The following is a 12,118-nucleotide window of genomic DNA, read 5'->3' on the forward strand; positions in this document are numbered from 1 at the left end:
CACATTTAGGTAACGGAGGTCACGACGACGGCGCGGCGCCTTGCATGGGCAGCCGGACAGCAAATTCAGTCCGTCCCGGCCGGGACATGACCTCCACCGTGCCGCCGTGAGCCTCCGCGATGGACTGCACGATGGACAGGCCCAGGCCGCTGGTTCCTTCTGCCGGCGCAACCCCCGATTCCCCCTGCGAAGCCGCGGCACGGAGGGCCGTTTGCGCGCCTGCGCCGCCGGTAGAGGAACCCTTCGCCGTCGCGGATGCAGGCGCCAGGGGCGCCTGCGCCGGGGTCGCACGGGACGCGTCTGCGCGGGCGAAGCGCGCGAAGACCTTGTCCACAAATTCGGGCGGGATGCCGGCGCCGTCGTCCGTGACCATAATCACAGCGCTGCCGTCCGCCGACCGGATCACGCTGGTGGTCACCGTGGTGCCGGGCGGCGTGTGCTTGCGGGCATTGGAGAGAAGGTTGACGAGGACCTGGTGCAGCTGTGAGGCATCGCCCCGGACCGACACAGGTTCCTCGGGAAGGTCGAGGTGCCACGCCCGGTCCGGTGCCATGACTTTTTCGTCGCTGACGGTCTCAATCACGAGCTGCGTAAGGTCCACGTCGCTGAGCTTGGGCGGCTGGCCCTCGTCGAGCCGGGCCAGCAGCAGGAGGTCCTCCACCAGGGCGGTCATCCGTTCCGACTGGCTCTGCACGCGTGCCAGGGACCGCTGCCCGTCCGGAGTGAACTTTTCGGTCATGCGCATCAGCTCGGTGTAGCCGCGGATGGCCGTGAGCGGAGTGCGGAGCTCATGGGAGGCGTCCGCCACGAACTGCCGCACCTTCATTTCGCTTTCCTGCCGCGCTTCCAGCGCGTTGGAGACGTTGTCCAGCATCTGGTTCAGGGCGTGACCCACGCTGCCCACTTCGGTGCCGGGATGGGCGTTCGACGGCGGGACGCGGACGGCGAGTGCCACCTCACCGGCGTCCAGCGGCAGGCGAGACACCTGGGTGGCCACCTCGGAGAGCTGCTTCAGGGGTTTCATGGTGCGGCGGATGAGCACCGTCCCGGCAAGGCCGATCAGCACAAGGCCGCCCAGCGAGACGATGGTGATGGTCCACACGAGCGACGTCAGGGTGTTCTGCTTTTCCGCGAGCGGGAGCCCGGTGACTATCACGTCGCCGTAAGGCGCCTGGGCGGCGACCAGGCGGTAGGTGCCAGAGGACAGGGTGCGTTCGACGGGCACGCCGTCGCGTCGGAGCGCCAGGAGGACCTGGTCGTCCGCTGCCGACAGCGAGGCGACGGTGGCGTCCGTGGCAATGAAACCTGCACTGATGACGATACCGTCCTCGATCCGGGCCGTCACGGTGCCTACGCGCTGGCCGCGGGCGCCCAGCGGATCGGGCTTGGTGCCAGGATTGCCCTGCGGTGGCCGGCCGAACTCGCTGGAGCGGTGCGCCGCATCCGAGAGCTGCTTGTCCAGCTGCTGGGTCAAATAGGAGTCCATCGAGGCGTAGCTGAACAGGCCGATCGCGCCGCAAATGGCCACCAAAAGCGCCATGGCAACGAGGACCAGGCGCGTGCGGAGGTGCCAGGTGTCCGGCTTCAGCCAGCTTCGGCGCTGGGTACGGATTGCACCCGAAAGGTTTGCCACGGCCTACTCTGCCGGCTTGATGACGTAGCCCGCGCCGCGGACCGTGTGAATCATCGGCGGGTGCACGGCATCCACCTTTTTGCGCAGGTATGAGATGTACAGTTCGACGATGTTGGCCTGGCCGCCAAAGTCGTAGTTCCACACCCGGTCCAGGATCTGGGCCTTGCTGACCACGCGCTTGGGGTTCTCCATGAGGTAGCGCAGCAGCTCGAACTGGGTGGCTGTCAGCTGCAGCTCGTCGCCGGCACGGGTGACTTCGCGTGTGTCGAGGTTCAGGACGAGGTCGCCCACCACAAGCTCAGCGGAATCCATGGCGGCGACGCCGGAGCGCTGGACCAGCCGGTGCAGGCGCAGCAGGACTTCCTCCATGCTGAACGGCTTGGTGACGTAGTCGTCGCCGCCCGCGGCGAGGCCCACGATGCGGTCCTGTACCGCGTCCTTGGCGGTAAGGAACAGGGCCGGGACCTCCGGCGCGAAGGCGCGGATCCTGCCCAGGAGCTCGACGCCGTCGAACCCGGGAAGCATCACATCAAGCACCAGCACGTCCGGGCGGAACTCCTTGGCGAGCTTCACGGCCTCCGGACCGTCGGCAGCGACGGCGACCGACCAGCCAGCCATGCGCAGGCCCATGCTCATGAGTTCTGAGAGGCTCGGCTCGTCGTCGACCACAAGGGCGCGGATGGGGGATCCGTCCGGGTGGGTCAGCTGCGGAAGGTTGTTGGTCATGGAGTGCGAAGTGGCCATGTGACAACTCTCCGTTCTGGTGATTAGCCGCCGCTTTGGCAACCCTGTGCGCCGGCTGTGAATCCCAGCCTAGCGAGCTGAAAGGCGTCGAGTACGTGTTTTTGGGTCACAGCCGTGGCTCTTGCGCCGCACAGCACGCCGTCGTGTCGAACTCTGTCGCCCCGGCCGGCGATCCCAACTCCCAAACCACGAACTACCAGGCTCCTTACGCGGGCTGGGGGGCCGGCTGGGCGCAGCCTTCCGCCGGCTGGGGAGGGCCGCCGTCGGCCGGAAAAGCGGAAGGTCCGGCGGCCGGCGGCAAGTCCCGGACCATGAAGCGCGGGCTGGTCGTGGCCGGTGCGGCGGCTTGCCGCAGGACGGCGGGTCGATGGGCGGTCCGGGCATGCAGGCGCCGGGAAGCGGAACGATGCCAGGCCAGGGAGGCGACTTCGCGCCTAACGGCCTCGGCGGCATGGGCAGCGGCGTTTCTGCGGCGGTCCATTCGGAGTACATGGTCGAGGAGAACGGGGCGTACGTGACCAAGGTGGCGCAGCTCGGCACTGTGTCCACCGTTTCCTCCGGTTCGGTCACGGTGAAGTGCCGACGGTTTCACGCGCACCTAAGCGCTCAGCGACGACCCAGCGGTGAGCAACATGCTGCAGCGGCGTCAGCAGTCGGCAACCGGCGACCTGACAGCGGCTGACAACGTGGCGGGAGCCACTGTGCGGATTGTGGCAGGCAAGAATGGCTCGGCGTTTGCGGCGGAGAGCGTGCAGGTGAGCGGTACCACCACGCAGCCGGGCGGAAGCGCAGGTTCGAGCCAGTCGAGCTGACTAATGCGGGAGGAGCAGCGCCCAGGCCACCCGGGGCGCTGCTGCCGTCGCTCGGCTGGATTTGACCAAAGCCCCACGCCCGCCTGAGCAAAAAATCCCTCATCCGGACTGTGTCATAGCTGGACAATCGGAGAATCGCGGCTGCAGGTTTCGGCAATCCAGATGTCACTGAATATTCGGCGCAAATTCATCGAAAATCCGAACAGGATTCCGCAGGAGCAGCTTTCCGACCGCCCGTTCGGGAAAATAAATCAAAATATCCTCGAACGGCAAAACTGTGATTTATCACACAAACGAGCCATTTGTCTCAGTATGCGGACGGTTTCGTCCATTGTTACTTGCAAGTTCTCATTGTTACGTTGCACACTTTCAAATGTGAACAAGAACTCAACAGCACCTGCAGCCGCAGAACATTGGCCCAGCACACCAGCTGCTGCCGACATGCGCTGTTGTCGAATGCACGCCTAACTTTCACCACCCACGAAGTTTTTAGGCATTCGCCCCCAGCCCAGCGTAGGGCGCCCCTCCCCAAAATCATTGCGGGGACCCAAGCATTCGAGCCGCGATGACGGCCATTCACATTGAGGTAAGCATTCATGTCAGTTGCATCCGGATACGTCCACATCTCAGTCCGTAACGCCAACAAAGCAGGCCAGGCGTCGGGCCTGCGGCAGGGATTCGGCGCCCGCCCCGCCTTCGCCCCGGGCGGCCAGGTAAACAGCGTTCCCGCCGCTCCGGGTTACGCGCCCCAGGGCTACAACCCGAACTCGTACGGCCAGCTGCGCGCCGTCCAGGCTGACGAAGCCGCGCCGCTCACCGCGCCAACGCCTCTTGTGGCCCCGGCCGCTGCCGCACCGGTCCGCGCCGTACCCAATGAAAACGTTGCCCGCGGATTCGTCCTGTACATGGGCATTGACGAGGAAACCGCGGCTGCCGCCGGCACCTCGATCGCTAAGCTTGCCCAGGAGATCCGGGCCTACGCCCAGTCGCTTGTAACCGGTGCCGAGAGCTACGCCGCCGTCGCTGTGGCGCCGGCCAGCGCCCCCGGTTCGGCGCTCGACGTCGTCCGTTCCACCTTTGGTGACCCCACCGTCAATGCCCGGCAGCGCACCGAGACCGCCCGCGTGCAGCCGGCCCAGGATCCCCGCCCGTCGGGTGTCCTGATCGACCTTGCCCGCCGCGAGGTGCACCTCGACGGCGAGTCCCTGAACCTGACGTTCAAGGAATTCGAACTGCTCAACTACCTCGTGGAGAACGGCACCCGCACCGTGGGCCGCGACGAACTGCTCGAGGGCCTGTGGCGGAACGCCGAAGAGGTGCCGAACGAGCGCACCATCGACGTCCACATCCGCCGCCTGCGCTCCAAGCTTGGCCGCCTCGCCAACACCGTGCGTACCGTCCGCGGCCAGGGTTACCGCTTCTACGAGCACCCGGAAGTTGTTGTCTGGGCCGCTCCGGAGTACTCGATCTAGTCCATCCTTAGCACCGCCCTAAAGGCGGCACGATCCCTCTGCGCCTGCGCTCGTTCCTGTCCACCGTCCCCTCGCCTCGCAAGCTCGGCCAGGGAACCCTGACGGCGTGGGCCCAAACAAAGGCGCTTTCGGATGTGCCGCCTTTTGGCGTTCAGCTGACCAAAACCGAGCACTGGCGTCCGCGGCTGATGTGGGGTGGTGCTTGGCCGCGCGAGTAGGGTGAGTCCATGAGTGCGCACCATAAGAAGCGGCTGGTCCTTATGCGCCACGCCAAAGCCGACTGGCCGGGCGGGGTAGCGGACCACGAGCGTCCCCTGGAGGAGCGTGGCCACCGCGAGGCCCCCCTTGCGGGCAAATGGCTGCTCAAGCACAGCATCGTTCCGGATTTCATCCTGTGCTCCAGTGCTCTGCGAACTCGGCAGACGTGCACTTGGGTGTGCAGTGAACTCGGTGAGAAGGCTCCGACGCCGAAACTTGAGGACGGACTCTACGGCGCCTCCGCGCTGCGCATGCTTGCGGTCATCAACCATGTGCCGGACACCGTGACCACGCTGATGGTGATCTCCCACATGCCCGGCGTGCAGGACCTGGCCATGCACCTGGCCTCGCGGGATTCCAATCACGACGCCTACATGGATGCCGCAACGCGATTTCCCACGAGCGGGCTGACCGTGCTGGAGACAGAGAAGCCCTGGGCGGAACTGGATGGCCAGGATGCCAAGCTCACGCACTTCAAGGTTCCCCGCGCACACTAGCCTCTTCGCTGGGAAGTTTTCCTCGGGGCTGCCTGCTGACCAGTTTTCTGCTGGGCAGGTTTCTGCTGAGCAGGGCGCGGCGCTGGCTGCCGGGCGCCCGCGGGAAGCCTCGCCGCAGGACGGGCCGGTGATCCAGCAGCCCGGGCCGTTCGGGCTGGACCGGCACCCCGGGGCACGGACATGGCACTGGGTCGGGTGAGTGCAATCCGCTGCAGCCGCCTCCGGGGCGGCCAGACCGCCGCGCAGAACAGCACCAGCAGCGTCAGGCATCCCGAGGCCGACGCAAGGTAGAAGTAGATGTCCGAATCCCGGGTGGTCACGGTCTGGCCCAGAGAAGCTGCATCCTGGTTGAAGGCGAGTCCCCACATGCGCAGGAAGGCGATGCTGCACCCTATGAACAGGCTGGTTCCCACCCCGCCCGCCAGCAGGGCAAGATAACGGTGGCGGGCAAAGGCTTCCGCCACGGACGCCACGTACCCCACGGCCACGGCGCCGAGGAAAGCAACCAGCGCCGCTTCTTCAAGCGTGATGGACGTCAGCACCAGCAGGCCTGCCGCTGCGGCAAACGCACCGATCGCTGTCTTTCCGCTGTTACCCATGTGGCGCATGGGACTAATCATCCCTGAGGATCGGGCCCCTTCAGCACGTAGCCGCGCATGATTGTCATGATGGCTGCAACGCTTTGGTCACGGCTTCGTTCCGGGTTGTACGTCTGGCGGTCCAGCCCCACCACAAAGCAGGCGCCAAACACGGCCGCCTCCAGGCTTCCCCGCGAAATGGTGGCGTCCACCGGGTACTGTGCAGCAACGCTTTCGATGGCCGTGCCGATCACCTGCAGCAGCCGGGTCCGGAGCTCGGCGAAAGTGTCCTGCCATTCGCTCGGCGTACGCCACTGTTCGCCCACCCACAGCCTGGCGAAGGACGGATACTCGGCCATGAAATCCATGGCCTGGCCGATCATCGCCTCCATGCCGGCCAGCGGGTCCGCCGTCCCGCCCCTCACGCTGAGCAGCCTGGCTTCGAGGATGTCGACGCCATGCCGCAGGAGCTGGGCGATCAGGTCGGACTTGCTGCCGAAGTTGTAGTAGACGGTCCCCTTGGACACGCCGGCCGCAGCGGCGATCTCGTCCACCGTCACACCAGACGCGCCGCGTTCCCCGATCAGGTCCATGGATGCCTCGAACAGCTTCTGCTTCGTCGCATTGGTCCGGCCGGGGCGGAGCTTCCTCGGTGCAACGGGTTCCTGGTCCGCCTCCAGCGTGCTCATACGGCGATCTCCGGTTTCAGGGTCTTAAGGGTCCAGAACTTGTTCTTGCGGACGGCCAGCGTCGAAAGTGCCATCCCCAGCAAAGTGTAGCCAAACAGCCCCACCACGGTGGCCGGGATCAGGGACAGGTCCGCCCCGTAGACCAGGTGCCGCATGCCGTCCACGACGTAACCCATGGGCAGGACCCGGTGGACGGCGTGCAGCGGCTCGGGCGTGGTCTGCCACGGGAAGGTGCCGCCCGAGGAGACGAGCTGCAGCACGAGCAGGATGAGCACCACCAGCTTCCCCGGCGAACCGAGCAGCGCCACCACGCCCTGGATGATGGCGCTGAACGCCATGGCGGCTGCCAGCAGGAACAGCCACATCAGCCACGGATGGGCAGGATGCAGTCCAAGGCCCACGTTGACGACGACCGTGAGCAGGCTGGCCTGCACGGCAGACACCGCCAGGAACGGAAGCCAGCCCCCGACGGCGATCTTCCAGGCCGGCGCGTTGGAGGCCAGGGCGCGCTGGGTGATGGGCCGCATGGCCTGGACCAGCATGAAGATGCCGATCCACAGGGCCAGGGTCATAAAGAAGGGGGCCAGTCCTGCACCGTAGGAGCCGGCCTTTGCCTGCGAGACATTGCTGACGGCCACGGGGTCGGACATCACGGCCGAGAGGCTGCTCTTCTGCGAGTCATCGGGGTGGGGAACCTTGCCGGCGCCCTGGGCCAGCCCGTCAGCCAGTTTCCCGGCTCCGGCCGCGGCGGTGCCCGCTCCGCTCTCCAGTTGCTCCGCACCGTCGTCGAGCTTTTGGGCACCCGCGGTGAGGGCGGCGGAACCGTCCACCGCCGTCTGCTCACCGGAAGCCAGCGTTGCGGCTCCGGCCGCCAGCCGGTCTGCCCCGGCAGACGCCGTCGAGATGCCACCGGTCAGTGCGGGGGCGGCGGCGGCCAGCCGGGCCGCGCCGGCGCTGACCGCAGCCGATCCGTCGGAAAGCTGCTGGATCTGTGCGGCGTCCGCCTGGATCTTCGCCTTGGCGTCACTGACCGGGCCGGAGGCAGCCGCGGAATCGACTTCCGCGAGCACCTTGTCCGCCTGTTCCTGGGTAAGGACGCCGGCGGCCACCAGCTTGCTGTTGGACTCCTGCAGCCGGCCGCGGAGGCCATTTTCTGCTGCCTCGAGCTGCCCGACGGCGTCCTGCGCCTTGCTGTTCAGCGCCGCGTTTCCTGCCGCAACCTGCGCGGCACCGTCAGCGAGGCGCTGCGAGTCCGCCGGAAGCCCGGCCGTCCTGTCCCGCAGCTCCGCCAGCCCTCCGCTCAGCTGCCCGGCACCCTCCGAGAGCTCGTTGGCCCCGTCACGGAGCCTGATCTGGCCGTCGTAAAGGTCGGCGGCCCCGGTTTCCAGCTTCCCCGTTCCCTCATGCAGGGTGACCGTACCGTCGTGCAGCCGGGTGACGCCGTCCGCCAGCTGGGTAGCGCCGTCGGCCGCCTTCACCATTTGCGTGTGGATGGTGCCGAACCCGGTGAGAAGCTGGTTGGCCGTCTCCGCGCCGACCTCCTTGGCCACCGACGCATGGACGGCAGCGGTCAGCTTGTCCACGATGGTGCTCAGCAGGTAGTTGTTGGCGTCGTTGGTGGTGACGTTAAGCATGGCCTGGGTAGCCGAATCGAAGCTGCCCGGCGAGGCGAGGTTGGCAGAGAAGTCCTTGGGGATCCTGAGGGCGAAGGCATACTTTCCGTCGCTGACGCCCTGGTCCGCCTCCGCAGCAGACGGGACCGTCTGCCAGTTGAACACGTGCCCGTCGAGGAGGCTGTCCGCCACCTTCTGTCCGGCCTCCAGCCGCGTTCCATTGCCGTTGGCCGCCCCGGTGTCCTCGACCACGAGCGCGGCGTCGATCCGGTCGAGGTTGCCGTACGGATTCCAGTTGGCGTAGAGGTACACCGCGCCGTAGAGCAGCGGCACCAGGGTCAGGGCCAGAATGGTCAGCTTGGGCAGCAGCCCGCCGGTCATGCGCTTGAGTTCGGATCGCGCCAGCCGCAGGACAGTCACTTGCCCACCTCACCGGTCAGGCTGGAGTTTTTGTCCATATATTCGGACTTCGGGGGCGTTTTGGGGCCATTATCTGTACAAAAACTCCCCGGGGAGGGGCGGCGGGCGGCGTTGCCGATTGCCGCCGACGGTCCGGTCCAGCCGTCCGGGAGGGCAGCAACGGTGGCGACGACGGCGAGGGGCCGGCCGCCCTCGTGCGCCAGTTCCCTGAGCCGCGGCAGCCAGTTGGCAGAATCGGCCCCGTGCCGGTCGGGGGAGTCCACCACGAGGAGGTCCGCGCCGGGGTTGGCGAGGGCCAGCGCTGTGAGCAGCTCGATGCGGCGCGCCGAAGGGAGCTGCTCGGTCCACATGCCGGCGACGTCCTCAAACCGGTTGACCTTCAGCCACGGCTTGCTGAGGAGGGCGCCGCGGTAGCGCCGGGGAATCAGGGCCAGATCCTCGGTCACGAGGTCCGCGACGCTCAGGTGCTGTTCGGGTTCGTTGACGCCGGGGGAGTCCACCAGGGCGCTGGCGTGCCGCAGCGGTCTGATCCCGGCCGAGCCGTCCCAGCCGGCCGTGCCGCCGTCGGGCTTCATCCGGCCACTGAGGACAAGGGCGAGGGTGGTCCTCTGGTCCTGGCGGTCGCCGGTCACCAGCAGCAGTTCGCCGCGGGCCACCTGCAGGGAAGTCGGCGGCAGGAGGTCAAGCCGCCGGCCTTTCACGCTGAGCTGTCGTGCGCAGAGCAAAGGGAGCCTTTCGCAGAAGTTGTCTGCCTCAAGGCTAACTGAACTGACTAGTCAGTTCAAATAGAAATTAGAGTCCGTACTTTTCCAGCAGCCGCAGCCAGACCTCGCTGATGGTCGGATAAGAAGGCACTGCGTGCCAGAGCCGGTCCAGCGGAACCTCTCCGACGACGGCGATCGTCGCGGCGTGGAGGAGCTCGGCGACGTCCGGCCCGGCGAAGGTTGCGCCGAGGAGCACCTTGCGGTCCTCGTCTACTACCAACTGCGCCCAGCCCTTGTAGTTCCGGCCGTGCAGGGAGGACCCGGCCACTTCGATGGGCAGCTCCACCGATGATGCGTTGTAGCCGTCCTTGCGGGCCTGCTCCAGCGACCTGCCGACGTTGGCCAGTTCGGGGTCAGTGAACACCACGTTGGGAATGGCGTGTTCGTCGGCCGTCTGCGCATACCGGCTCCACGGCTGAGGCTCCCCGCGAAGCTCGCCCTTGGCCCGGGCGGCAATGGCTGCACCGGTGGCCCGGGCCTCGTACTTGCCCTGGTGAGTCAGCAGTACTTTGCCCGCCGCGTCGCCCACCGCGTACAGCCAGGGACCGTCGTCGTTTCCCGACGCTTCAGCAACCAGGCCGGTTGAATCAGTGCGGATGGCCAGGGGCTTGCCGTCACTGGTGGACAGGCCCACACTCTCCAGCCCGAGTCCTTCCAGCGCGGGCCGCCGGCCGGTCGCCACCAGCAGCTGGTTTACCGTGACGGTGTCGCCGCCGTCGAACGTGAGCGTCAGGGAACCGTCGGAATTCCTCTGGACGCTTCGGGTCTTGGTGTCGAGCCGTAGCTCCACGCCGTCGGCCCGCAGGCCGGCGGCCACCAGTTCCGCGGCCTCACTGGGAAAATTGCGCAGCAGCCCGCTGCGCGCCACCAGCGTGACCGTGGACCCGAGACGGGCAAAAGCCTGGGCAAGCTCCGTGCCGGCGACGCCGCCGCCCAACACGCCCAGCCGGCCGGGGACCTCCTTTGCCGAGGTCGCCTCCCGCGTGCCCCAGTACTCAACGTCGGACAGCCCCTCGACGGCCGGCCGGTTGGGCGTGGAGCCGTTGGCAAGCACGACGGCGTGACGCGCCGTGAGTGCGTAATGGCCGCCGTCCAGCCCGGCTACTCCCACTGTCCGCTCGCCGGTGATGCCTGCCCGGCCGCGGATCAGCTCGATGCCTGCGCCCTCCACCCATTCCACCTGGCTGGCATCCTGCCAGTTGGACGTGAAGGAGTCGCGCCGCTTGAGGACCGCGGCCGCGTCGAGCGTTCCTGTCACGGCCTCGCTGGCGCCGGGAACTGACTGGGCCCCGTGCAGTGCGGTGCCCGGTCGCAGCAGTGCCTTGGATGGCATGCACGCCCAGTAGGAGCACTCGCCGCCCACCAGTTCGGCTTCCACCAGGACCGCCGTCAGGCCGCCCTGCACCACCCGGTCCGCGGCATTTTCCCCTGCCGCGCCGGCGCCGATCACAATGACATCGAATTCCCGTTCAACAAGACGTGGCATGGCAAAAGCCTACGCCCACGCCTGCCGCGGATCTTGGCAGGCGCTGCCGTAACAATGGACCCCGCCGTTCTGGGGACATGGGACATCCGCTACGGTGAGGAAAAGTACGGAAAGTGCAAAGGAGCCCTCCATGCAGCCCTCCAACGTGGTCCCGCCGGCCCGCTTCGGTGCCCAGGCCCGCCTGCGCGCCCTGCAGTCGGACATCATGGAGCTGATCCTGGACCGTGAGCTGGAGCCCGGCGACGCCCTTCCCACCGAAAACGAGCTGTGCCTCGCACTGGGCGTGGGCCGGAACACCCTCCGGGAGTCGCTGAAGGTCCTGCAGGCGCTGGGGGTCATTGAGATCCGCCACGGCTTCGGCATGTTCGTCGCGCCCAGCAATTTTGAATCCCTCGCCGACGGCCTGATTTTCCGCGGGCGGCTCTCGCTGCGGCACCACGGCCTGGAAGCGCGGCAGCTCGTGGATGTCCGCCAGGCCCTGGAGGCGGGGCTCATTGGCAGCGCAATGGATGAGATGACGGCCGAACAACTGGCCGCCATCGAGGAGTCCGTGATCCGCATGGAGGAGAGCGCGGAGGCAGGGGAGGCCTTTGTGGAAGCCGATGCTGAGTTCCACCGCAGGCTCTTTGAACCCCTTAACAATGAACTCCTGCTAAACCTGCTGGGCGTTTTCTGGAAGGTTTACCGCAATATCTATACCGAGGTTGGACCCGGCGTGGAGGATCTGCCGGCACTCGCTGCAGTGCACCGGAACATCTATGCGGCCGTGGCTGCCGGGGACAAGGCCCGGGCAGCCCGCGAGCTGACGCACCACTTCGAGGGGTTCCGCCAGCGGATACGCGAGGCGGTCGGCGAATAGGAAGTCCGGTTCCGGACCAGCGGTTCTGGATCACTTCGGTTTTGAATCGCGGGGGAATCGCGGGTTTGTTGCCACGGCTTCGGCATGCCGGACTTGTCCTGTAATCCATGCTTAACGCAGAAGGTCCGCACCGGTTTCCCGATGCGGACCTTCTCTTTGTGCGCCCAAAGGGATTCGAACCCCTGACCTTCTGTTCCGTAGACAGACGCTCTATCCAGCTGAGCTATGGGCGCATCTTCGGTTCTCAGCGAGCTTTTCGCTCGCCCCGAACCTCGAATAACTTTACGCGAGGA

Annotated in this window: 11 protein-coding genes and 1 tRNA gene; 4 read left to right on the forward strand and 8 right to left on the reverse strand. The window is 66.7% G+C overall.

The features are described from left to right. Positions 1–19 precede the first annotated feature (19 nt). Positions 20–1,633 (reverse strand): sensor histidine kinase, encoded by a 1,614-nt coding sequence (locus QFZ33_RS05005; RefSeq protein ID WP_307025409.1) that lies wholly within the window; start codon positions 1,631–1,633, stop codon positions 20–22. A 3-nt stretch (positions 1,634–1,636) separates the two neighbouring features. Continuing rightward, on the reverse strand, positions 1,637–2,377 hold the full coding sequence (locus QFZ33_RS05010) for a response regulator transcription factor (RefSeq protein ID WP_003801275.1): 741 nt from the start codon (positions 2,375–2,377) through the stop codon (positions 1,637–1,639). Between the two features lie 632 nt (positions 2,378–3,009). Here QFZ33_RS05010 and QFZ33_RS05015 point away from each other — a divergent pair. From QFZ33_RS05015 to QFZ33_RS05025, 3 genes are all read left to right on the forward strand, one after another. Continuing rightward, positions 3,010–3,189, forward strand: a complete 180-nt coding sequence (locus QFZ33_RS05015) for a hypothetical protein (RefSeq protein ID WP_307025411.1) — start codon at positions 3,010–3,012, stop codon at positions 3,187–3,189. A gap of 596 nt (positions 3,190–3,785) precedes the next feature. Next, on the forward strand, positions 3,786–4,661 hold the full coding sequence (locus tag QFZ33_RS05020; RefSeq protein WP_307025412.1) for a winged helix-turn-helix domain-containing protein: 876 nt from the start codon (positions 3,786–3,788) through the stop codon (positions 4,659–4,661). A 227-nt stretch (positions 4,662–4,888) separates the two neighbouring features. Then, positions 4,889–5,416 (forward strand): SixA phosphatase family protein, encoded by a 528-nt coding sequence (locus QFZ33_RS05025; protein ID WP_214855064.1) that lies wholly within the window; start codon positions 4,889–4,891, stop codon positions 5,414–5,416. Here the strand turns inward: QFZ33_RS05025 and QFZ33_RS05030 are convergent. The 5 genes from QFZ33_RS05030 to QFZ33_RS05050 form a co-directional block, all read right to left on the reverse strand. Further along, positions 5,413–6,015 carry a hypothetical protein gene (locus tag QFZ33_RS05030; RefSeq protein ID WP_307025415.1) on the reverse strand — a complete coding sequence of 201 codons (603 nt, stop codon included), beginning with the start codon at positions 6,013–6,015 and terminating at the stop codon, positions 5,413–5,415. The genes QFZ33_RS05025 and QFZ33_RS05030 overlap by 4 nt on opposite strands. A 17-nt stretch (positions 6,016–6,032) precedes the next feature. Beyond that, positions 6,033–6,683: a TetR/AcrR family transcriptional regulator gene (locus QFZ33_RS05035; RefSeq protein WP_307025416.1), complete on the reverse strand. Its 651-nt coding sequence runs from the start codon at positions 6,681–6,683 to the stop codon at positions 6,033–6,035. After that, entirely contained in the window at positions 6,680–8,716 is a 2,037-nt protein-coding gene (locus QFZ33_RS05040) for a YhgE/Pip family protein (RefSeq protein WP_307025419.1), read from the reverse strand. The genes QFZ33_RS05035 and QFZ33_RS05040 overlap by 4 nt, the downstream gene beginning before the upstream one ends. Then, complete coding sequence (locus QFZ33_RS05045) at positions 8,713–9,441, reverse strand: ABC transporter ATP-binding protein (RefSeq protein WP_307025420.1); 729 nt, start codon at positions 9,439–9,441, stop codon at positions 8,713–8,715. The genes QFZ33_RS05040 and QFZ33_RS05045 overlap by 4 nt, the downstream gene beginning before the upstream one ends. A gap of 67 nt (positions 9,442–9,508) precedes the next feature. Further along, on the reverse strand, positions 9,509–10,966 hold the full coding sequence (locus tag QFZ33_RS05050; RefSeq protein ID WP_307025422.1) for a dihydrolipoyl dehydrogenase family protein: 1,458 nt from the start codon (positions 10,964–10,966) through the stop codon (positions 9,509–9,511). A gap of 130 nt (positions 10,967–11,096) precedes the next feature. Here QFZ33_RS05050 and QFZ33_RS05055 point away from each other — a divergent pair, with 130 nt between their 5' ends. Then, positions 11,097–11,825: a FadR/GntR family transcriptional regulator gene (locus tag QFZ33_RS05055; protein WP_307025423.1), complete on the forward strand. Its 729-nt coding sequence runs from the start codon at positions 11,097–11,099 to the stop codon at positions 11,823–11,825. 159 nt (positions 11,826–11,984) lie between these two features. Here the strand turns inward: QFZ33_RS05055 and QFZ33_RS05060 are convergent. After that, a tRNA-Arg gene (locus QFZ33_RS05060) sits at positions 11,985–12,058 on the reverse strand. Positions 12,059–12,118 lie beyond the last annotated feature (60 nt).

Source organism: Arthrobacter globiformis (genome assembly GCF_030815865.1).
GTDB classification, from domain to species: domain Bacteria; phylum Actinomycetota; class Actinomycetes; order Actinomycetales; family Micrococcaceae; genus Arthrobacter; species Arthrobacter globiformis_B.